Genomic DNA, 21311 nt, shown 5'->3' with positions numbered 1-21311 from the left:
TCCTTTTAGATTGTTTTGTTGGCTATAAAAATAATAACCCCTAATTTGCGAAAATAAAACGCAAAATTTAGGGGTATATACGTGTTTATAAGGGTATGTTAATGTGGTTTATATGTGCGAGTGTAATATGTTGGTGAAAAAAAGTAATAATTTAATTAATTACTTCAACTTTGTATTCTCCAAAGAAATGAACGGCTAAATCGACTATGATTTTCTTTTTGGCCTCTTCATAAGTAATGTATGGAGCTAAAAAACATTTTTGATATGCTTCTTTTCCGTATTGACGTAATAAATCATCAACATCTTTACAAGTTTTGTCATAAGGGGGTAAAATGCGTCTAATTTCATATAAAATATTTGCTTCTTTAAGTTGTTCTCCTAAGGCTTCGCTGCGTTTTTGTCCTGTTTCATCATTATCTAAAGCGATAACTACTTTGATATTTTCTTTTTTGAGAATTTCTAGTTGAGATTGAGAAAGTAATTGAGTGACGCAAATTAGACCGACCGTGTTTTTAATATTGTTTTGCCAACAACTAATGACATCAAAAAAACCTTCGTGGATGATGATTATTTTAACTTTTTTAATATATGGTAAAGCTTCAAAAAAACGATAGCTGAAATGAAAAGTGGGTGTTTGACTGAAATTATTTAGGGATTTGTATTTTGGTTGGAAATAAGAAACTTCGTGAAAGTTGTTTTGATAAAAATGGAATGTTTTATTATAACCGTTTTCGATAGGGATAATTATGGAACCATGGAAAGTATCGTGATAGTATTTAGTGCCTTTTTGATTGATTTTTTCTTTAATAAAGCCATATTCAACTAGTTTTGTTGTATCAATGTTTTTCTTTTTGCAATAATTTACAAATCGAAAAGATAAGGGTTTATTAGATAGTGGGGCGTAACCAAGTTTAAATTCATTGATGGTTTGTAGGGTTAATTTTCTTTTTTGCGTTAAATATTCTATTCCTGGGTGAGATGCGTTATTGCGATTAGTGGTTAATAAATAATTATAATAATCTCTAATTTGGTTGAATAAAGGTGATATTTCTTTTAATAATCGTGTTTTTTTGGCTTCAACTTCTTTTTCGTTGATGATGATGTTGGTTTTTTTAGGTTGGTATTGGTATTTGAGGGGGATTGATGATGTATTAATTATTGAATTTTGTTTCTGGGTTAATTTTTTGAACTCTTCGGTTTTCATGAAATTCAAAATTCTTTTAATAGCTTCTTCAAAAGAACTAGTTCCTCTTATTTCCTTATAAACATCAACAATATCGTAATCTTTACAACATTTCCAACAATGAATTTTGTTATCTGAAGTTAAATGACAACAAGTGGGGTTTTGGCCTTGATGGATGGGACAAGGGAAACGATATTTGGTGTTGAAGTTTGGCGGTATAATGTTTAGTTTTTTTAATAAAACTGACATAGGGAAGTTGGTTTGAATATGTTTTATTTGTTCTTGAAAATTCATTAATGAGCTCCTTAATTTAATGTATTATTGTTGTTTATAAACAAAAAAGAGCCACTTGAAAGTGGCTGGAGAAATGGGTATAAAAAAAAGACCTCCGATTTGAAGGTCTTATTTGTATTTTATTTAATTGTTTTATTTTTTTTATCATGACAAGATAAACAAACTTCTCTTTTTGGTTTTTTTAATTCAAACATTTCTTTGCAATCTTTACATTGGGAATAATTCTGAACAGGGCAATGACACATAAATAAAGATACTTTAACTTGTTTTTCTATTTTTTTATTAATAATTTCAAATTCCCATTCATAATTATTTTTTTGATTAAAATTTTTTATAACTTTATCTCTTTTTTGTTTTGAAAACCATTCATTTATATTATTGCTAATTTTTAGAACATTATCATTTCTTGCTTCAACAAGTGCTTCCTTATATTCATTAAAGGTTTTTTTCTTTAATTGTTTTATAAGATGTTTGTTACGAAAAAGAATTATCGCAAGCTCATCATCGTTTGTACGATAGGAAGTATAAGTGATAAGTTGATAAAACGCTTCAATAATTATTGAAGCGTTCGTCCATATCTTGCATTCAATATAAAGACTTTTTTTATGATGAATAGGTATACAAATATCTGCATATCCTTCATTCATCAAAGGTTCAGTGAATAAATATGTATTTTTAAATTCTTCTGAAGTTTGAAAAAAATTATTTAATCCTACAGCAAGAATACTTCTAAAACCACGCTCTATCAAAAAAGCAAAATCTAAACTAAATCTTTCAACATTGTAACAAATATTTGAAATATTTTGTTTTATTAAATTAATTTTATCTTTTAAAGAACTCATTTATCCTAATATATCCTTATTCGTTTAGAAAAAAATCTGGAAAAGTATTTTGAAACATTTCATCTAAATTTTTTGGTTGTGTAAAAAGCTCATTTTTCGAAAAAAATTCTAATAAAAGATCATCAGAAATTGTATTATTTTTTGTTTTAGGCCAATAATAATAAAAAGTATAATCCCAAGGGGGTTGGTTGTGAGAAATTTCAGATAATTGAACAGCATTCATGTTTTTAGATTTTTCTAAAATATTATTAATTACTTCAGCGCGTTCTTTATCAATTTTAGACATATTACCACCTTCAAGGGGTTTTGTTATTATTTTTTCATAATAATTTCTTAAAATATGAAATAATTGTCCGAAAACAGGTCCATATTTCCAAGCTTTAGGTTTTTCAAAAATTAATCTTTTTGTTTTGGATGTTTGGTTTTTAATTAAATAACTTATATAGGAATAATAAATAATTTTATGTAACTTCATATGGGTTAAATTATTATTTGGAAGTTTTTTTGATTTTGTAATAATATAATTAGCAACATCAAAAACGTTAATTTGTTCTTTAATGGGGGTTATAGATGTTTTCATATTTGTTTCCTCTCTATTCTTTATATTATATAGTTTAACATGTTTTTGAATGATTTTTAATTGTTTTTTGATTTTTTTAATGTGTTTTATAATTTGATTGATTTTGTTTGTCATTTTTTTCTCCTTTGATTGGGTTTTAATAATTTTCTAATGGATAAGGTAAAATATAACCGATTTCTTGGAAGGTTTGTGTATTCATCTCAAAGTGATAAACTAAGTTCTTTTTGGTACCACTTCGATTCTTTTTAATAGATAATTCGATGATTTTTTGAGATTCGTTGTTTTTTGATCCTAAATATAATTGATTACAATTTTGATTATAGATATTTAATGGTTTTTCTTTGTCTTTGGATAGTTTGGGTTGGAATTCGGACATTATTAAGACGATATCTGAGTTAGTTTCAATTCCTCCTGAACCTTTTAAAGCGGTGATTTCAGGTGATTTCCCTTGGTAATTACTGTATGTATCTCTTGAAAATTGAGATAAAATGATAATCACGATGTTTAATTCAATGGCTAATTGTTTTAATTTAGTCATGATTTCGTCAATTGCTAGACGGTCATTTTCTAAGTGATTTGTTGTTTTGGTTATTTGGAGATGGTCGATAACGATAATTTCAGCCTTTTTTTCTAAATGGAGGCGATAAACTAAATCAATTACATAATCAATGTTTTTGCTTTTATCATAGCTAAATGTTAAATTTATGTTGGCAAATAATTCTTTTGCGGATTTCATCCTTTCCGTGTAGTGTGTGTGTGTGATGTTTGAGTCTTCAAAACTTTTATCTAAAATAATATCTAAAGGAATTTGAGTTTGGTGGGCTAATAAACGACTTAAATTTTCTTCTAAGGTCATTTCATAAGAAAAAATTAACATGTGAGGATAATGGGAGTTTTCTTGATGTTTGGTTTTGGTTATATCTAAAAGAAGGTTGTAAACAAAAGTCGTTTTTCCTAATCCTGTATAACCGCCGATGGTAATGATTTGGCCTTTTTTAAAACCCTTAGTGGCTTGATTTAATCCTTTGAAAGTTTCTGATAGGCGGTAATATTCTTCTTGGATTTTTTGTTTTGCTTGATTATCGGTGTCAAAAAATTCGGGATGCAAAGAGGCCATTTGGTTTAAATTAAAGAGTGTTTTATCGTTTTTGTGGGGGATTGAAGAGATAAAATTTCTTAATTTATCAAATGTTTCTTGGTAATATAAATTTTTGTAGTAAGGGTCATGGTTTTCATATGTGGGGCTAATAATTTTTATTAATTGTTGGAAAAGTTTTTCTTGGGTATGGGTGTGTTTTAAGTTATCTAAGAAATCAAGATTATTTTCCACATTAACATCATTACTTAAAAAAGATAATGATTCTTTAGTAAAGTTATCTTGGGAAAAATGGCTTTGAAGATAAGTAATTAATTCTTTAATTATCTCGGGTTGAGACTTTATTTTATCAAAGGGATGCGTTGTTTGTTTTTCGAAAAATAAATATTTTAAGGCGTTAAAGATTTTGGTATTTGTGGGGTCGAGTAGATTTTTGGGGTTAATTATTTGGCAGTAAAGGTTTAATTTTTCCCATTGGCCTTGTTCGATATAAGCTATTAGTTGTTGTAATACGGATAGATGAATTGCGCCTCAATAATGGGATTTGTTTTTCCATTATATCTACTACAATCCGCCCCCGTCCAAACCGTACGAGCAAGTTTCCAAGCATACGGCTTTCCATAATTTACTCTCTTTCCAGAACTAATTTCACCTTGCGGCTGATTAGCTATTTATTCTTATTGTTCTTTTACTTTTTTTATTTAATCTGATGTCATGCATTTGTTGGTTTGTTATTTTACGATGACAACCCATACATAACACTTTTGTACTTTTATTCACCATACTTTTGCGATTCGCGTTGCGGACCGTTCCAATATGATGAATGTGGAGTTGGGTTGTTTTGCCGCACTTTTCACAACATTCCGCTTTAAGACGGTCCGGTTAGATTCGTACGGCCTTGGAATATAAATGAGTTGATGGTAATATCAGGATTTTCCTTATAGCTACGCATTTTCTTGATTTTATCCCAAGAGTAAACAATCCATGATTCATACTTGGTTTTCCCTTTATTAATATAAGGGATGGCCCAAGTTGAGCCTCTACTAAATTTCTTTCGAACTCTGGCAAGTGACGTTTTCCGTTTTCTTGCCAAGGTTTTCAAACAACTATATTCAGCTAGATAGGTTAGATGGGTTAATGCATTTAGATTGTTAGCTAAGCAAAAGTATTGGATGATTCCACATACGATTGTTTTATAAGTGCGTATTATTTCTAATTCGTCCCTACTTGCTAATGTTTCATCATGCTTAATCTTTTCTCTTTTTAACCAATTGTATTCATATCCATATTCTTTGGCTTTTGCTTTGGGAACTTGGATTTGTACCCGACCGTTTAGGGATTTTTTGTGGGTTTTCTTGGTGAGTTTGCTACTGGTTGGTTTTACCTTAATCATGTAGGATAGAAACCTTGTGCCCTTGTTGGCTTTTACAATTTTTGATTTATTTTTACTAATTGTTAGTTTTAAATCTTGTTCTAGCCATTGAGTCACTTGGTTTTTAATAGTTTCAGCTTTGTCATATTTTCCTTTAATTCCTATGATAAAATCATCGGCATATCGGATATATTCAACTCTTGTTTTTGGATTTAGGTTAATTTGTCTATCAATCCCCAGTTTATGATGCATTCCTTGATGGTATGCTTTTCCATATTCTGGGTTTGCTTTCCTTATTGGTGTTCCTTCTTTAATTAGTTCATCCATTTTAAGGTCAATGTAATGTAAATATACATTCGCCAACAAAGGGGAAATAATTCCTCCTTGGGGAGAACCAGATAAAGATTCATATTTGATACCGTCTTTCATAAATCCAGCTTTTAACCATTTATGAATGGTTGCAAGGGTTTTGTTCTTTTTGATGAACTGATTTAAAGTTCTCATAAGAATTTCATGGTTGATAGTATCAAAATAACCTTTCAGGTCAATTTTGATAATGTAATCAATTCCCGTAAATCTTTGTCTGACGCGTTTTATTGCGTCGTGACAAGATTTTTTGGTTCTAAATCCAAAGCTCCATTCTGAAAAGATTTTTTCAAAGTATGGATTTAAGAGTTGTTCGAGACCTTTTTGTATCAACCTATCTTTTATGGTAGGTATTCCAAGAGGTCTAACCTTATCGTTGTCTTTGGGAATGAGTATTCTTTTAACAGGGTTCGGATTGTAACAGTTATTGACATATTCCTTGTGGTATCTTTCTAGTTTTCCTAAATTGATACCGTCAATGGTTTTATTGTCAATTCCTGGTGTACCCGCACCTTTGTTTGCGGCGATTCTGTTGAACGCCGTTAACGTATTATGAAAGTTATTCATTCCTTGCTGTAATTCCCTTTTTAAAGGATAGTTGTTTGTGGAACAATATTGAATCTTATTCAATGTTCGCGAAAGCTTAGTTTCTAGTGATACAGTTGTTGACATAATTTATCAACTCCCCTCTTGATTACATTGAATAAATAATAAATTACTGACTTCTTTTGCCCTATGAGGGTTGTTAACCTTCTTCTTGGGAGGTCGATTATCTTAGTTATTCCAAACTAAGTTTTACTTCTCCGACTACTAAAAAGTCTCTTTATCCTTGAGCGTCTTAGCATTTATTCCTTGACCTGTTAATTAAATAACTTGCTTTTAGGATTCTCCAAGTTACTCTAAATATCTACCTTTGTCCTTTAGGTGAAGTAACCGCTTATGTTTTAATGTCTTTCCTGACTGTCGGTGAGATTCCAGGTTGTTTTTGTTGATAAACTATCCAATACAAGCGTTATATATTGATAGACTCTGGACTATACGGTTTCGGTAGTTTGCGTACTAGGTTAACAAATTACATCTGCTTTTCTTCTTAGGCCATTGCAGGCTTATCCATGGGACAATTTGGTGGCGGTATCATCTTGACTAACTAACTTCGTCTCAACCCGCTTTGATAGTCTGCTGTAACCCATGATTCTTTCGTTTAACGGACCGACCTCCTTTCAGTGTTTATCGCACTGGTTATTGGTTAGATAACACGATATTTAGGCATCTTTGGCGCCCACGCTTTTTGTTCGTTGGTTAACATTTTATATTAACTCCTTATTTTTTATTTTTAATCATGTTAATATCGCTAAAAGGGAGGAATCGATGAGTCAGTAAAGTTTTTAAAAAGATATTTGCTTGAGGGGAAAAACAATCGATAGCTTGGTTAATTCCTGGAATTTTTCCTTGATGGATTTTCTTGTTTAATCTTTGAGTTTCCGTGGTATTGTTAGTTAATAAATAGAATTCAAAACGTGTATCGAGTTTTTTTAATTGTTGCCCTTCTACCATGGCTTGTTTATAACGATCTCGCAAACATGTTTTGAAATTGAAGGCGATTATGCGCTTGGTTTTAGTGAATAAAACCAAATCGAATTTGATGTCGGGGATGAAAAACAAGTAAGCCTGGGGGTATAAATTGATGATTCCCTTGTTTTGAAAATATAATAAAATGAAATATTCGTTGATGTTGCCGCGGATTACTTTTTTACTTTGGGAGTTGTGTTGGTTTTTATCTAGATATTCGTTTAGGAGGTTGTGGGTTTTTATCATGTATTCGTTAAATGGTTTATTGAATAAAGATGGTTGGAATACGGATAGATTAATTGCGTCTTATTCAGCGATTTGCGTTTGCTGTTTTATTTACAATCAGCCCCCGTCCAACCGTACGAGCAAGTTTCCAAGCATACGGCTTTCCATAATTTACTCTCTTTCGAGAACTAATTTCGCCTTACGGCTGATTAGCTATTTATCCTTTTTTGTTCTTTTACTTTTGTTATTTAATCTGATATCATGCATTTGTTGGTTCGTAATATTTCTATGACAATCTATGCATAACACTTTTGTACTCTTATTCATCACGCTTTTGCGGTTTCCATTGCGAACCGTACCACTGTGATGGATTTGAAGTTGGGTTGTTTTGCCGCATTTCTCACATATTTCCGCTTTAAGGCGGTCTGTTAGATTCGTACGACCTTGGAATAGATAAGGATTGATGGTGATATCGGGATTTTCCTTATAATTACGCATTTTCTTGATCTTATCCCAAGGGTAAACAGTCCATGACTCATACTTGGTTTTCCCTTTGTTTAAATACGGAATTGACCAAGTTGCGCCACGATTAACCTTCTTCCGCACTTTGGCAATTGTCATTTTGCGTTTCCTTGCTAAGGTTTTCAAACAACTATATTCCGCTAGATAGGTTAGATGGGTTAATGCATTTAGATTGTTAGCTAAGCAAAAGTATTGGATGATTCCGCGTACGATTGTTTTATAAGTGCGTATTATTTCTAATTCGTCCCTACTTGCTAATGTTTCGTCATGTTTAATCCTTCCTCTTTTTAACCAATTGTACTCATATCCATATTCCTTGGCTTTTGCTTTGGGAACTTGGATTTGTACCCGACCGTTTAGGGATTTTTTGTGGGTTTTTTTGGTGAGTTTACTACTGGTTGAATTTACCTTAACCATGTAGGATAGAAACCTTGTGCTCTTATTGGCTTTTACAATCTTTGATTTATCTTTACTAACTGTTAGTTTTAAATCTTGTTCTAGCCATTGAGTCACTTGGTTTTTAATAGTTTCAGCTTTGTCATATTTTCCTTTAATTCCTATGATAAAATCATCGGCATATCGGATATATTCAACTCTTGTTTTTGGATTTAGGTTAATTCGACTATCAATCCCCAGTTTATGATGCATTCCTTGATGGTATGCTTTTCTATATCCTGGGTTTGTTTTCCTTATTGGTGTCCCTTCTTTAATTAGTTCATCCATTTTGATGTCAATGTAATGTAAATATACATTGGCAAGTAATGGGGAAATGATTCCTCCTTGTGGAGAACCAGATAAAGATTCGTACTTGATGCCATCTTTCATGAACCCAGCTTTTAACCACTTATTAATGGTTGAAAGAGTTTTATTCTTGCGTATAAACTTCCTCAAGGTTTTCATAAGAGTTTCATGATTGATTGTGTCAAAATAACCTTTAAGGTCAATTTTGATGATATAATCAATTCCCTGAAATCTCTGTTTGACGCGTTTGATTGCATCAAGACAGGACTTTTTGGTTCTAAATCCAAAACTCCATTCTAAGAATTGATTTTCAAAATAAGGAGTTAAGAGTTGTTCAAGGCTTTTTTGGACTATTCTATCTTTTATGGTAGGTATTCCAAGAGGTCTAACCTTATCGTTGTCTTTGGGAATGAATATTCTTTTAACAGGCTTTGGCTTGTACTTGTTATTGATGTATTCCTTGTGATATCTTTCTAATTTTTTAAGATCGAGTCTGTCAATTGAATTACCATCAATTCCAGGTGTACCCGCGCCTTTGTTGGTTGCAATTTTGTTAAATGCAATTAATGTGTTATGTAGATTATTCATTCCTTGCTGTAATTCTCTTTTTAGAGGATAGTTATTTGTAGAACAATATAGAATCTTACTCAATGTTCGCGAAAGCTTAGTTTCATCTGAAACAGATGTTGACATATTTATCAACTCCTTCCTTGATTACAGTGAATAAATAGTAAATTACTAGCTACTTTCGCCTTGTAAAGGTTATTAACCTTCGCCCTGGTGGGTCATCATGTTAGCATATTCCAATGTTAACTTTGAATTATCCACGACTATTAAATAGCTTCTTTATCCTTGAGCGTCTCGGCATTTATTCCTTGACTTGTTAATTAAATAACTAGCTTTTAGGATTCTCCAAGTTACTCTAAATATCTACCTTTGTCCTTTAGGTGAAGTAACCGCTTATGTTTTAACGTCTTTCCTGACTGTCGGTGAGATTCCAGGCTTTCTGTTAATTAGATAAACTAACCAAGACAAATAATATATCTTGTTAGACTCTGGACTATACGGCTTCAGTAGTTTGCGTATTAGGTTCTAAGATTACATCTGCTTTCCTTCTTAGACCATTTCAGGCTTATCCATGGGACAATTTGGTGGCGGTATCCTCTTAACTAACTACTTCGTCTCAATCCGCTTTTATGGTCTGCTGTAATCCCTTATTCTTTCGTTTAACGGACCGACCATATCCATTCAGTGTTTATCGCACTGGTTATTGGTTAGATAACACGATATTTAGGCATCTTTGGCGCCCTTATTTGTTTAGTGATGTTAACACACAAAGATTGATGTTTCAAAATATCAATATTTTTGAAATGCAAATCGGTTGATTGTTTCATTTGATTAATTCCCTTTCTATAATAAAAAAAGACTCTAATTAAAGAGTCTTTTTCGGGGGGGTAAAATTTTATTTTTTTAGTACGCCATTGAATAGTTCCATCTTTTTTAATAGTTTTGATTTTGCCGTTACTATAATGGATATATAAATTGCCGTTTTGACATTTTTTCTTAATGACTATTGGCATTTGGTATTTCTCCTATTTTTTTTATTATTTGTTTTGTGTTGAAGTTGGAATTTTTAGCTTCCATCGCTTTTAAAACAATTTGAGGACCTAGATTTTTTCTTTTTAAAAATTCCTGATAACCCTTTTCTACTTGATGAAAGTAAGCTAAGGAACTAGTTTCAATAACATCTAATTGGTGGTTGTTTTGATTTAATTTACGTTTTAAACCTATTTGGGGGTGAATTTTTAGATAAACGGTGATATCAGGTTTAATGAATAATTTAGTTAAATTGTTAAAAAGATAATATTTTTTATCAATTTGATTAGGATATACACGATATGCAAAATTAGAGCCTAACCAACGATCAACTAAAATAATTTTAGGGGTTTTTAAGTGGGGTTTGATGCGTTCTTCTTGGGTTTGAATCATGTTGGCAAAACTTAAAAAATATCTAGTTAAATTGTGTAATTTGTTGTGTGTTAAAAACGTTTCACGTATAGAATTCCCGATTGTAGAACTTCCTAATCCGCGAATAACAATCACTTCTTTGCCTTGTTTTTTTAATTCACGTTTAACGCTTTTTATTAGACTTGTTTTTCCACCGCCGTCAAGTCCTTCGAAGATAATTAATTTCATTTTATTGCTCCTTTGATTCTTAATTTGGGTATAAAAAAAAGACTCTCGTGGGGAGAGTCTGGTTATGATTTGTTTTGCTTAATATTTGTTTAATCAAAATATTGGTCTTTAAATTGTTTGTAACAATGTTGTTTGATGTTTACTTCAAATAATTCTTTTAAACCTCATTAAGGGGTAAAATAATGTGTTTTAAGTGTATTGTGGGTTTTTATGTTTTAAGGTTGTGTTTTTCTGTATAAAAGGTTATATAGCTTTTTTGGGATTGAAGTGGAGGTAGTAGGTTTTACATATAACATGATTATCTTCATCTTTTTTTATTTGTAGGGCAATTAACTTCATCCATGAAAAAGTCTTTGTCTTCTTCGAGTAACCATTTAGGACATTGTAGTTAAAAATTATTCTAATTCTTTGGGTTTTTTTGGTGGAGATGTAGTATCTAAAAAATTATAATAAACAGTCCCGCATGTATGTCCGTCAATATACCAATCATCAGAAAAAATATTTGTTACATATTTATAATAATGTTTTAGTTTTTTTAGTTTCTTTGTTTTTTTTGTCACTCCTTGCTCTTTTCTTGTCAAGTTTTGTTATTTAATTTTTCTTTTTGACAGTTTGGAGTTTTTTTGGTATTAATTTAAAATTACAAATAATTATCGCTTTTATTTTTTTAATTTAGATTTTATATTAATTATCATCTACAAGGCCATTAAAGGCCTTTTAAATGCGTTTTTTACATATTAAAAAAGACTAGGTTTTAAATCTAGTCTTTTTAATTACATCATGTCGTTATCACCTTCTTCTATGGGTTTACTCACTGGTTGTGTATAATCATTTACAAATTGTCTTATTTTTTGTAAGTGAGAATTGTTTGATAAGTCTAATTTGTTAATAAAGTCTTTTAATTCTTGTAAATCATAAGTGACTTCACAATATGGAACTGATTTTGTTCCTCCAGTGAAATAATCAGGAATAGTTTTTGTAGTTAAATTAATTGATATATTTTTAGGTTGATGAGTTGATTGTAAAGAATTTATTATATTTTGCGCCATCGCTGTGCATTCTTGCGCCTCCGCTGTGTATTTTTGTGCCATCTTTGGGTATTTTTGCGCCAACACTGTGTATTCTTGCGCCTCCGCTGTGCATTCTTGCGCCAACGCTGTGTATACTTGCGCATCCGATGTGTATTCTTGCGCCTTCACTGTGTTTTCTTGCGCCTTCACTGTGTATTCTTGCACCTCTTTTGTTTGTGGCATATAATCTCTAAATTCAGTTGCAATTAAATTAAACCAATCAAACTCAACTTCTAAGTTTTTAGTACAAAACCTAATATAAGGAGTTTTGTCATTTTCAAAAACTAAAACATCTTTTAAATCTTGATTGTTAATGCTATTCAAAAAACAATTTGATTTGTTCCAAAAACCACTATTACCTTCTCTATCTTGTGTCATATTGTAAGCTGTATTATTTGGTTTATTTGTTTGGATGATTTGATAATTTGCTTTGGAAATGCCCCAACCGTGTTTTTTCGCAATCCTACCACTATTTTCGTATTCATAATTACATAAATTTTCTCTATTTGTAGTCCATCTTGTTAGAAATGATTCAAGCTCGTATTTATTCATTATCTCATCAAAATCTTTGCGTTCAAAATAAACATTATATCCGCTGTGACTTTTTGCTTTTGGTTGCATTGTATCAAATAATTTATATTCACGAATTATATTTCCTTCGTGGTCGCTAAAAATATTGTAAGGTTCTAAAAGACGTTTTGAAAATACTGCTGATTTTAATTTATTTATTTCATCGTCTTTATTTTTTAAAGTTTTTAAATTGTTTTGGTTTTGTTCGTAAAGTTTCCTTTTTAACTCTTGTATTTCATCTAGTAATCTATATTTAACATTATCTTTATCTTGTGCTAATTGTTTTAATTCTTGTAATTTTGTGTTTAATTGATTCAAAAAATATTCGTTTTGTGATTTGACTGTTGTTAATTGCTTATTCAAATTATGGATATTTGTTTCTTTGTACTTTAATTCATTATATAAATCAGTTAATTTTTGATTTAAAGTATCAATTGAGGACAAGCTATTATTAATTTTTTGTTCGCTATCTTGTTGTAATTTTTTTGATTGTTTATTTAAAGCAGTAATTGTTTGAGTAGAATTAGTTTCTAAAGCATTTTTTTCATCAGTTAACGTTTTAACCTTTGTTTCTAATTCCTTATTTTTATCTTCTAATTCATTTTTAAGTCTTGCTAATTCATTATTTTTAGCTTCCAATTCACTTTCAGCTTTATTTTTGGCTGTTATTGCATCATTGACCGCTTTTACTTTAGCTTCTAATTCATTTTTAACTCTTGCTAATTCATTATTTTTAGCTGTTAATTCATTTTCTAATTTCGTTAATTCATTTTCTAATTTCGTTTTTTCGTTACCTGGAACCATTTGGGCTATTTTAGCTTTTAATTCATTTTTAGCTTTTATTTTATCTTCTAATTCATTTTTAACTCTTGCTAATTCATTATTTTTAGCTTCTAATTCACTTTCAGCTTTATTTTTGGCTGTTATTGCATCATTGACCGCTTTTGTTTTAGCTTCTAATTCATTTTTAACTCTTGCTAATTCATTTTTCAGGTTTTCAATAGTTGCATTACCTTGACTGATAGTTGTTGATAATTGATTGTCTTTATCTTTGTAATTTTGTAATTCATTTTGTAATTGCAATATAATATTTTTAAGTTCGTTAATTTCTTTTTCTTGATTTTGATTTTTTTCTAAAGTTTGAGTTAAACTTTTAATAGTTTCTTCTAACTGCGTAATTTTAAGTTTTTTATCTTCATAATCCTTTATTATGGTTTTGTATTCGTTTATTTCTTTTTGTAAATTTTGTTTATTTTGTGTTGTATTATTCATTTTTTGTACTAATACTTCAACAATTTTTGTGTATTGTGTGTGTTTTTGTTTCAAATATTCTTTAGCAGCTTGTGATTCTTGTAGCATAATTATTTGTTGTTGAATTTGTCTTTGTTGTTGGTTTAAATTATTTTGTAAGGCTGTATTTTGCGATTGTAAAGCGTTGCTAGGACTACTACTTGGTAAAACATCAACTTCAACAACACCAGTGTTAGAGTGGCTGTTTTCATTAGTTTTTTGTAAATTATTAGGTTTTTCGTGAGACTTTGATTCATCTTGATTATTATTAGTTACTTTGTTTTCGGAAGGGGTATAATTAAAAACAATGATAGTTGTAATCAGTAAGAACGTAAAAAGAAGTCCTAAAATAGTAATTAGTTTATTTTTATTAATTAGTTTATTTAGTTTTTGCCAAAACTGTTGTAGCTTATTCATTAAAAAAGCCTCCTTTCATAAAAAAATACTTATGTAAAAAAATTAATATATAGTATATATTATACTTATTTTGATAGTTTAAAAGACAAATTAATTAACGTTTAAATTATTTAATTTATTTTGCGTTGTTTGATTTTTAACAAGTTTACTTTTATTTGTTCTTATATTTTTATTTAATGTACTTTTTTGGTTTCTCTTTTCTTGTATATTTTGCATTTGTGCTGTTAACTGTTCGGGAGTGCATACAATGCCGTCAGTTGGTCTTTTAATTGTTCCAACCCCTAAATGGTTATTAATTTCTTTCGCCCAATATCCACCAGTGCCAAAATTAAATATCCCTTTAAAGGTATTCCTCCATAAATTGTCATACCAAGGTCTCTTTTCTCTTTCTCTTACTTCCTCTTGATAATTTTCTAATTGTGTTAAATATGATCGCATTTGTGAAAGGGTTTTTTCTAATTGGGTAATATAAGTTTCAAGTTCTTTAATTTCCTCTTGAATCAAAGCCATTTCACTATTTAATTCAGCAATACGTGCATCTATTTCAATAATTTTTTCTTTAATTGCCCTTCTTCTTTTCTCCTTAATTGCCTCTTGGTTTCTTAAATCAATATTTTTATCAATTAATTGTTGTTTTACTTTTGGTGGAGTTTTAGGGTCATCAATGATTTTTTGGTTCTCATCTATTTTTGTTTTGATTACTTTAATCTCATCTTCTACATCTTTATCTTTTTTTTCTAAATCTTCTTTTTCCTTTTCTTTATCTTTTTTTTCTTGTTCTTTAGATGCTAATTCTTGTTTTTTGTTTTCTAACAATTCTTTAGCATCATCTTTTAATTGCTCTACTTTTACAATATTTTTTTTGGTGTTATCTTTTTCCTCATCACACCATTTCATCTCTTTCCAAAAATCATATTTGCTCCAAAGATAGCCTCCCACTAGCAAAAAAACAATCAATATAACGATAATGCTAATTATTTTACCGATTATTTTCATAAATTACTTTCCTTTCTTATTCTGGTTTTATATTTTGTAATGCCTTTAAAAATGGGTCATCTTGTGGCTGTTGTGGTGTTGGTGGATAAATTAACTCATTGATTCTTTTTTGTTTTCTTAAAGATTCAATACTTTTTTTTTCTTCTTCTTCTTGGGCTTTTTGAACTTTTGCCTCTTGAGCCGCATCATCTTCAAATAAACGATTTAAAATAACGTTAAAATCTTCTATTATTGCCACTTCGCGGTTGTGTGCTTCTAAAGCGTATATTTTAACATCATTAACAAAGTTTTTACAGCCACGAGCACTTTTAATTAAATCATTATGTTTTAAACCTTCTATTCTTTGTGCTATTTGTTTAAATTGATTTTGAGCTGTTGGACTAATTTTAGCCCCAAACTTAACTAATAATTGCAACATTTTAACTCTTAAATCTACATCCAAATTAGGGATTTCAATTTTAGTTCCTAAACGTGATAAAATGGCTTTATCTAATTTGTCAACGTGGTTAGTGGCGCAAAGCACAAAAATAGGTTTTTTTGGGTCATTATCTAACGATGTCATTTCAGTTTTAAACTCATTTACAACAACTGCATTGTCAGATGACGATTCTCCTATTTGGGAAATGTCTGTAAAAATATCTTCTGATTCATCTACAAATAAAATGCATGCTCCGTGTTCTTGTGCCTCTTTTCTTAAATGTTGCCATAATAACCTTACTTTTTTAGGTGCAACCCCTTTATATTTGGCGGCAAAATCACCACCATTACATAAGAAAAAAGGCATTCCACAATCTTTTCCCAAAGATTCTACAGCAATTGTTTTACCATTTCCAGGAGGACCATACAAACATACTCCATTACTTTCGAACTTAATGCCTGCATTTAAAAATCTTTGTGGATCGATGATTTTACTTTGCAAGCTTTTTAAAGCTCTAACAGCTGTTTGACTAATGATAGTATCATTTAAAGATGGTTTTTTATTTAATTTTTCTTGTGGTATTTTCATGGCTAAAATATCTTTTAACAATTTTGTTTCATCAGTATCGTTGTTTTCTTGAGTATTAATGTTTTCTTGGGTTTGGTTATCTTCTGTTGGTTTTGGTAGTTCTTTTGTTGTATTTAGTTGCTTTTCTTGAGGTGGTTTTATTATAATATATTGCCATAGCATAAACCCACATCCAAGCATTCCTAAAATAAACAAAAAAACAACCAAAACACTAAATATATTTTGATTTGTTTTTTTCATAATTTTTTTGACCTCAATTTTCATTATTATTTTTATTTTTTTTCGTTTGTTCGGTTGGGTTAGGATCATTTTCTTTTTGGCTAGTTTTTATATCGTTTGGTTGGGACTTTGGTAAAAAGGGAATTTTGTTGTCGTGGTAGTTTATTGCTACAATGAAAACAAAATGCAAAATGATAGTTACATAAGCGATAATTTTTAAATAATTTATTATTGGTGATTTCATATTTTTGTTCTCCTTTGGATTTGTTATAGTTTGTGTTGATTGTTTAGTTGTTTTTATAATTGGTGATTTTTTTGGTTTGAGTTTGTTTTTTATAGGGGGCGTTTTTGACATAATATTTTCTCACTTTCTTTATTTAATTTTTGATTTTAATAACCACAATATTCGCAATTGCATTCGTGGTCGTCATCATCTTCGGGAAAATTTTCAACCTCTTCAATTGTGCCGTCGGATTTGTAGTAGGTTGATTTGGTTTCGTTTCCTGTTTGGGGGTTGTATTCGGTGATGTACCAAATTGTTGTGCCGTTGGGGCGGAATGTGGTTTGTTTGATTGGTTTATTTGTTTTAGGATTGTATTCGATGATGTAGTCGATTGTTGTGCTATTGGAGTTGTATTCGGTTTTTTTGGTTTGGTATCCTGTTTTGGGGTCATATTCGTCGATGGAACTAATTGTTTTACCATTGGAGCCGTAATAGGTTTCTTTGGTTTGGTATCCTGTTTGAGGATTATAGTTGGCGATGGCTTCGATTTTACCATCAGAACCGTACCAGGTTTGTTTGGTTTGGTATTCTGTTTGAGGATCGAATTCTTCGATGTACCAAATTGTTGTATTGTCGGAATGGAATGTGGTTTGTTTGATTACTTTATTTGATTGGGGGTCTAGTTCTTGGATTCCTTTGTAACCATATTCGTTGGTTGTTTCTTTTTTTATTGTTTGCATTTTTTTAATTCTCCTTTTATTTTTAGTTTGGTTCATCGGTTAGTTTAATGTGATTTCTTCATATTCTTTTATTTCGTTGGTTTGATTTATTGGGAGTATTTCTTTTTTTATGATTTTTAATTTTCCGTTTATATCACTTTCGAAAATAATTTTTATGTTTCCTTGCTTTAAATAAAATGTTTTTGGTTTGATTCCAAAAATGAATTTAATGAAATTTGATATTCCTTTCAAAATAAAGGTGAAAAAATTAAAAAATATTTCAAAAAATCTTAAACAAAAATTTATAATTACATCAAAAATTGGAATAGACCACAATACTGGTAAAATGATGACATAAATTAAAATAAATCTAATTATGAAATTTGATTCGCGATGCCAAAATTCAACAATTAATTTTAATATTGTTTCAATATAATTTATGAATTTAATTAACCAATTAAACATGTTTTATCACTTTTTGGGGAGTAAAAAAATATAATAATTGGAATTGATAGGACTGTTATAAAAAAAATCCATTTAAAAAAAAATTGACTTAAGTTTTTGAATTGTGTTTTTGACATTTTTTATTTCTTTCTTTTGTTTTTTTTAATTCTTGTTTATTCATTTTTTTTGATTTTTCCTTTCTTTTTTTGGTTAAAAAATTATTTAGTTAGTTAGGTATTTGAAGGTTTTATTGAGGTTATTTTTTCACCGTAGTGGTTGGTTGTTTCTTTTTTGATTGGTTTCATTTTTTGTTTTATTTCTTTTTGGTTTCTAATTGAAGTTTTGATTTTGCTATTTCTTCGTTTAATTTAGTTATTTTTTTATAATTTTCATTTAGTTCGTTATTTTTTTGTAATAATATTTTATTAACTTTTTCCATTTCTTCACTTGCTATTTGCTTTTTATGAGCTTCGTTATTTTCAAATTTTTTGATTAATTGATTAAAATATTGTTTTCTTATTTCTTTGAATGCTTCTGATTTGGTTTTTGAAACTTGGAATAATTTAGTAAGTTTTAAAAAAACATTTAATTGGAAATAAACGATCGCGATAATTGAAACAAAAGGAATGATTTCTAATTTTAACTTTTTTAATTCCTCTATTTTGAAATTTGGATAAGTTATTTTTGTTAAATAAATTATAAAAACTTGGATTGAAATTAGATAAATTGTTTCTATAAAATTAGAAATAAATGTAAAGTGGGGTTTGGTTGGTTGGTTTTCTTGAGTTTGCACCAAATCACCTCCTTTCTTGGTTTGGTTTTGGTGACATTATTTTTATTTGTTTTGTTTGTTTTCGTTAGATTTTTCATCTTTTTTAGTTGAGTCTGATTTTTCAACTGTTGGATTTGAATTGGTTTGTGACACTTTTGCTGATTTAAATGGTTGGAAAAACCAAATTGAAACAGCTACGATTACTGACACAACAATAGCCGCTGTGAATGCGTATATTTGTTTATTTTCCATTTTTTATTTCTCCTTTCTAATGATTTATTTAATTAAAACAGTTTTATGACTTGTTTAGGGCAATATTTTTAGTTTTTTTAATAAAAAAGCTAGTTTTAAACTAGCTTTTTATTTATGATCGTTGGCATCGTTGGCATCGTCTTCGTCAATGAAATCGATAATTTCAATGTTTTCATCTTTACAATAATCAAATAAATTATTGATTTCATCATCAAGTGATTCAAGCGTATTTTTACTAATGTCGTTTTGAAGTTCATAAAAATAATCGTGAATTGATGATAAAAAGGAGTTGATTATTTGTTTGTTGTTGTCGGTTAAATTTTTTGAATATTCAATTTCATCTGAAACATCTACATTCCAAACAGTACCATTTACAGCTTCTACAAATTCGTGATAATCTAAATATTGTGCGTCTCCTGTCAAATAAGTAACGGACGGCAAAAACTCTAATAATATTTTTTTATTATTCATTTTATTTTATTTCTCCTTATTTTTTGTTTAGAATAATACGGATAGATCAATTGCGTTTTATTAGATGTTTTGTGTCATCCTTTTATTTACAGTTAACCACATTCCGACCGTGTGGGAGAGAGTGAGTTGCTAGGTATGGGGTTTTTCATAATTTATTCTCTTTCTTGCCTTTTGTGATAATTGGGTATTTTCGGTGGCTTTCTTTGTTAATTTAATTCCAATTCTTTAACTAAATCTTTGATGGTTTTAGAAAGTTTGAAAGTTACTACTGTTTTAGCAGGAATTTTTAGTTTTTTACCTGTTTGAGGGTTTCTTCCTATGTAGGCTTTTCTTGATTTTAAAATAAATTTACCGATAGAAGGTGATAAAACTACTTCAGCGGTGGATGTTATTGCCTCATTCAAAGCAAATTCAAATGAGTTATAAAATTCCTCAGTTTTTGTGATTGAGGTTTTATTAATTTCGGCGATTTTTTTAATTAATTCTTTTTTATTCATTTTTTGGGTTCTCCTTTTATTTTTAGTATTTCTTTTAATTTATTAAATTGGATTTTTAATTCATCGCTTTCTTTTTGAATTAAATATAAATTTTTAAATTGTTGATACATTTTATCATAATTAAAAGAAAATACAACTTGCGCGTCTTTACTAATTGGAAGTAATGCTTTTAAACATATGATAGTTGAATTTATTTCATTTTTTAGTAATTCGTATTTAATTTTGTTTAAGTTTTTCCCTTCTTTTGTTAATGATTGGTATTTTTCCATTTTTTTCTCCTTTTTGTTTAATTTTTATTATATTTTTGTTGTTCGGTTTTGACAAATTCGCTGTCTGAATAGTGGATTTTTATGTGTTTTCCTGTTTGTGGGTCGAATTCGTGGATGCGCCAAACTGATTTTCCGTCGGGTTGGAACCAAATTATTTTGGTTTTGGTTCCTGTTTGGGGGTCAAATTCGTCAAAATGATCCAAATTGATTTTCCGTCAGGTTGGAATGTGGTTGATTTGATTAGTTTACGTGTTTGGGGGTCTAGTTCTTGGATTACTTTGTAACCATATTCATCGGTTGTTTCTTTAATTATATTCATTTTATTTTATTTCTCCTATTTATCTGATTTATTATATTTTTTTGAGATTTTTTATAAAATAATTTTTTATTATTTCATCTTTAATAACGTTTTTAGACCAATCTTCGTTATTATCCCAAGCTGATTGCCAAGGAGCTTCTTGATGCGTCACATTAGTTAAACTAGTAGGCGCTTTATTTCCATATAATTCTATTATTCTATCGATTAAAACACGATGATCGTTTGTTAAGTGTTTTTCTTCTCCTTTTTTAGTTCCGTGACAAATTGGTTTGTAGGTATAACGTTTAAATTCATTATATAAATTAGGGAAAACAGGACCGTGAAGCCACGCTTCGATTGGTTCTTTAAAAATTGGTTGATTATTTTCAACTAAATATTTAGCGTAACAATAATAAGTTAATTTTTGTAATTTCATATTTGTGATGGCACTCTTATTTTTTTTAATAATATAATTGGCGACATCAAAAATAGTGATTTCGTTATTTTGATTATTCATAATTTTTTTCTTTTTAGTTGGATTTTTTGGTTTTTTTGATCGGTCTTTAAAGTAAGTTCCATGATACGCTTCTGACATTCCATCGCTCATATTTTTTCCTCCTTTGGGTTTATTGAAATTAATATTAAAAATAAAATATTTTGCAACAAAATTCCAAATGTTGTAATGTGAAATACAGCTTTTGCACTTAATTCAAAATAATCAATTATTTTGAAAACAAAAAATGTACTTAATAAGGAGTATATAGTGGTTGCAAAAATAGGAAATGAAGAGTTTTTTAATTTCATATTATTTC

At 29.5% G+C, this 21311-nt stretch carries 24 protein-coding genes and 2 pseudogenes; all 26 read right to left on the bottom strand.

Translation table 11 applies throughout. From position 1 onward, the window contains the following. Positions 1 to 151 precede the first annotated feature (151 nt). On the bottom strand, positions 152 to 1477 hold the full coding sequence (locus PSOL_RS00420; RefSeq protein ID WP_349401935.1) for a toprim domain-containing protein: 1326 nt from the start codon (positions 1475 to 1477) through the stop codon (positions 152 to 154). A gap of 119 nt (positions 1478 to 1596) precedes the next feature. Beyond that, positions 1597 to 2319 (bottom strand): hypothetical protein, encoded by a 723-nt coding sequence (locus PSOL_RS00415; RefSeq protein WP_349402003.1) that lies wholly within the window; start codon positions 2317 to 2319, stop codon positions 1597 to 1599. Between the two features lie 16 nt (positions 2320 to 2335). Further along, positions 2336 to 3013: a Panacea domain-containing protein gene (locus tag PSOL_RS00410; RefSeq protein ID WP_349402002.1), complete on the bottom strand. Its 678-nt coding sequence runs from the start codon at positions 3011 to 3013 to the stop codon at positions 2336 to 2338. Positions 3014 to 3035: 22 nt separating this feature from the next. Further along, entirely contained in the window at positions 3036 to 4520 is a 1485-nt protein-coding gene (locus PSOL_RS00405) for a replicative DNA helicase (RefSeq protein ID WP_349402207.1), read from the bottom strand. Further along, positions 4435 to 4617, bottom strand: a complete 183-nt coding sequence (locus PSOL_RS00400) for a hypothetical protein (protein ID WP_349402001.1) — start codon at positions 4615 to 4617, stop codon at positions 4435 to 4437. The genes PSOL_RS00405 and PSOL_RS00400 overlap by 86 nt, the downstream gene beginning before the upstream one ends. Positions 4618 to 4658: 41 nt before the next feature. Next, positions 4659 to 6405, bottom strand: a pseudogene (gene ltrA, locus PSOL_RS00395) (group II intron reverse transcriptase/maturase). A gap of 648 nt (positions 6406 to 7053) precedes the next feature. Beyond that, a pseudogene (locus tag PSOL_RS00390) lies at positions 7054 to 7602 on the bottom strand (hypothetical protein); the annotation flags it as partial. Positions 7603 to 7740: 138 nt separating this feature from the next. After that, on the bottom strand, positions 7741 to 9483 hold the full coding sequence (gene ltrA, locus PSOL_RS00385) for a group II intron reverse transcriptase/maturase (protein WP_349401933.1): 1743 nt from the start codon (positions 9481 to 9483) through the stop codon (positions 7741 to 7743). A 581-nt stretch (positions 9484 to 10064) separates the two neighbouring features. Further along, a complete protein-coding gene (locus PSOL_RS00380; protein ID WP_349402000.1) occupies positions 10065 to 10370 on the bottom strand; it encodes a hypothetical protein in 306 nt (101 codons plus the stop codon). Continuing rightward, positions 10354 to 10986, bottom strand: coding sequence for a dTMP kinase (gene tmk / locus PSOL_RS00375; protein WP_349401999.1), 633 nt, complete (start codon positions 10984 to 10986; stop codon positions 10354 to 10356). The genes PSOL_RS00380 and tmk overlap by 17 nt, the downstream gene beginning before the upstream one ends. Before the next feature lie 395 nt (positions 10987 to 11381). Then, entirely contained in the window at positions 11382 to 11546 is a 165-nt protein-coding gene (locus PSOL_RS00370) for a hypothetical protein (protein WP_349401998.1), read from the bottom strand. A gap of 213 nt (positions 11547 to 11759) precedes the next feature. Beyond that, the gene (locus PSOL_RS00365; protein ID WP_349401997.1) at positions 11760 to 14333 is read right to left on the bottom strand and encodes a hypothetical protein; all 2574 of its coding nucleotides are present in this window, start codon (positions 14331 to 14333) and stop codon (positions 11760 to 11762) included. Between the two features lie 90 nt (positions 14334 to 14423). Further along, on the bottom strand, positions 14424 to 15329 hold the full coding sequence (locus tag PSOL_RS00360; protein ID WP_349401996.1) for a hypothetical protein: 906 nt from the start codon (positions 15327 to 15329) through the stop codon (positions 14424 to 14426). Positions 15330 to 15345: 16 nt separating this feature from the next. Further along, positions 15346 to 16575: an ATP-binding protein gene (locus tag PSOL_RS00355; protein WP_349401995.1), complete on the bottom strand. Its 1230-nt coding sequence runs from the start codon at positions 16573 to 16575 to the stop codon at positions 15346 to 15348. A 13-nt stretch (positions 16576 to 16588) separates the two neighbouring features. Continuing rightward, positions 16589 to 16909 carry a hypothetical protein gene (locus tag PSOL_RS00350; RefSeq protein WP_349401994.1) on the bottom strand — a complete coding sequence of 107 codons (321 nt, stop codon included), beginning with the start codon at positions 16907 to 16909 and terminating at the stop codon, positions 16589 to 16591. Positions 16910 to 16944: 35 nt separating this feature from the next. Then, positions 16945 to 17517 (bottom strand): DUF2963 domain-containing protein, encoded by a 573-nt coding sequence (locus tag PSOL_RS00345; protein ID WP_349401993.1) that lies wholly within the window; start codon positions 17515 to 17517, stop codon positions 16945 to 16947. Positions 17518 to 17556: 39 nt separating this feature from the next. Continuing rightward, a complete protein-coding gene (locus tag PSOL_RS00340; RefSeq protein WP_349401992.1) occupies positions 17557 to 17961 on the bottom strand; it encodes a hypothetical protein in 405 nt (134 codons plus the stop codon). 292 nt (positions 17962 to 18253) lie between these two features. After that, entirely contained in the window at positions 18254 to 18733 is a 480-nt protein-coding gene (locus PSOL_RS00335) for a hypothetical protein (protein WP_349401991.1), read from the bottom strand. Positions 18734 to 18775: 42 nt separating this feature from the next. Beyond that, complete coding sequence (locus PSOL_RS00330; RefSeq protein WP_349401990.1) at positions 18776 to 18964, bottom strand: hypothetical protein; 189 nt, start codon at positions 18962 to 18964, stop codon at positions 18776 to 18778. A 108-nt stretch (positions 18965 to 19072) separates the two neighbouring features. Next, positions 19073 to 19435, bottom strand: a complete 363-nt coding sequence (locus PSOL_RS00325) for a hypothetical protein (RefSeq protein WP_349401989.1) — start codon at positions 19433 to 19435, stop codon at positions 19073 to 19075. Between the two features lie 206 nt (positions 19436 to 19641). Continuing rightward, on the bottom strand, positions 19642 to 19932 hold the full coding sequence (locus PSOL_RS00320) for an HU family DNA-binding protein (RefSeq protein ID WP_349401988.1): 291 nt from the start codon (positions 19930 to 19932) through the stop codon (positions 19642 to 19644). After that, positions 19929 to 20201: a hypothetical protein gene (locus tag PSOL_RS00315; protein WP_349401987.1), complete on the bottom strand. Its 273-nt coding sequence runs from the start codon at positions 20199 to 20201 to the stop codon at positions 19929 to 19931. Before PSOL_RS00315 ends, PSOL_RS00320 begins: the two co-directional genes overlap by 4 nt. Positions 20202 to 20218: 17 nt before the next feature. Beyond that, on the bottom strand, positions 20219 to 20404 hold the full coding sequence (locus tag PSOL_RS00310) for a DUF2963 domain-containing protein (protein WP_349401986.1): 186 nt from the start codon (positions 20402 to 20404) through the stop codon (positions 20219 to 20221). After that, entirely contained in the window at positions 20353 to 20520 is a 168-nt protein-coding gene (locus PSOL_RS00305) for a DUF2963 domain-containing protein (RefSeq protein WP_349401985.1), read from the bottom strand. The genes PSOL_RS00310 and PSOL_RS00305 overlap by 52 nt, the downstream gene beginning before the upstream one ends. Before the next feature lie 31 nt (positions 20521 to 20551). Then, entirely contained in the window at positions 20552 to 21106 is a 555-nt protein-coding gene (locus PSOL_RS00300) for a Panacea domain-containing protein (protein ID WP_349401984.1), read from the bottom strand. After that, on the bottom strand, positions 21103 to 21303 hold the full coding sequence (locus PSOL_RS00295) for a hypothetical protein (RefSeq protein ID WP_349401983.1): 201 nt from the start codon (positions 21301 to 21303) through the stop codon (positions 21103 to 21105). Before PSOL_RS00295 ends, PSOL_RS00300 begins: the two co-directional genes overlap by 4 nt. Between the last annotated feature and the right edge of the window lie 8 nt (positions 21304 to 21311).

It is taken from the genome of Candidatus Phytoplasma solani (assembly GCF_040126175.1).
Taxonomy (GTDB): domain Bacteria; phylum Bacillota_I; class Bacilli_A; order Acholeplasmatales; family Acholeplasmataceae; genus Phytoplasma; species Phytoplasma solani_A.
This window is presented reverse-complemented; position numbering and strand designations above follow the sequence as displayed.

Coding starts and splice junctions, on each gene's coding strand:
- PSOL_RS00420 (WP_349401935.1), bottom strand. CDS start 1,477: ATGAATTTTCAAGAACAAATAAAACATATTCAAACCAACTTCCCTATG.
- PSOL_RS00415 (WP_349402003.1), bottom strand. CDS start 2,319: ATGAGTTCTTTAAAAGATAAAATTAATTTAATAAAACAAAATATTTCA.
- PSOL_RS00410 (WP_349402002.1), bottom strand. CDS start 3,013: ATGACAAACAAAATCAATCAAATTATAAAACACATTAAAAAAATCAAA.
- PSOL_RS00400 (WP_349402001.1), bottom strand. CDS start 4,617: ATGGAAAGCCGTATGCTTGGAAACTTGCTCGTACGGTTTGGACGGGGG.
- ltrA (WP_349401933.1), bottom strand. CDS start 9,483: ATGTCAACATCTGTTTCAGATGAAACTAAGCTTTCGCGAACATTGAGT.
- PSOL_RS00380 (WP_349402000.1), bottom strand. CDS start 10,370: ATGCCAATAGTCATTAAGAAAAAATGTCAAAACGGCAATTTATATATC.
- tmk (WP_349401999.1), bottom strand. CDS start 10,986: ATGAAATTAATTATCTTCGAAGGACTTGACGGCGGTGGAAAAACAAGT.
- PSOL_RS00365 (WP_349401997.1), bottom strand. CDS start 14,333: ATGAATAAGCTACAACAGTTTTGGCAAAAACTAAATAAACTAATTAAT.
- PSOL_RS00360 (WP_349401996.1), bottom strand. CDS start 15,329: ATGAAAATAATCGGTAAAATAATTAGCATTATCGTTATATTGATTGTT.
- PSOL_RS00355 (WP_349401995.1), bottom strand. CDS start 16,575: ATGAAAAAAACAAATCAAAATATATTTAGTGTTTTGGTTGTTTTTTTG.
- PSOL_RS00350 (WP_349401994.1), bottom strand. CDS start 16,909: ATGTCAAAAACGCCCCCTATAAAAAACAAACTCAAACCAAAAAAATCA.
- PSOL_RS00345 (WP_349401993.1), bottom strand. CDS start 17,517: ATGCAAACAATAAAAAAAGAAACAACCAACGAATATGGTTACAAAGGA.
- PSOL_RS00340 (WP_349401992.1), bottom strand. CDS start 17,961: ATGTTTAATTGGTTAATTAAATTCATAAATTATATTGAAACAATATTA.
- PSOL_RS00330 (WP_349401990.1), bottom strand. CDS start 18,964: ATGGAAAATAAACAAATATACGCATTCACAGCGGCTATTGTTGTGTCA.
- PSOL_RS00325 (WP_349401989.1), bottom strand. CDS start 19,435: ATGAATAATAAAAAAATATTATTAGAGTTTTTGCCGTCCGTTACTTAT.
- PSOL_RS00320 (WP_349401988.1), bottom strand. CDS start 19,932: ATGAATAAAAAAGAATTAATTAAAAAAATCGCCGAAATTAATAAAACC.
- PSOL_RS00315 (WP_349401987.1), bottom strand. CDS start 20,201: ATGGAAAAATACCAATCATTAACAAAAGAAGGGAAAAACTTAAACAAA.
- PSOL_RS00305 (WP_349401985.1), bottom strand. CDS start 20,520: ATGAATATAATTAAAGAAACAACCGATGAATATGGTTACAAAGTAATC.
- PSOL_RS00300 (WP_349401984.1), bottom strand. CDS start 21,106: ATGAGCGATGGAATGTCAGAAGCGTATCATGGAACTTACTTTAAAGAC.
- PSOL_RS00295 (WP_349401983.1), bottom strand. CDS start 21,303: ATGAAATTAAAAAACTCTTCATTTCCTATTTTTGCAACCACTATATAC.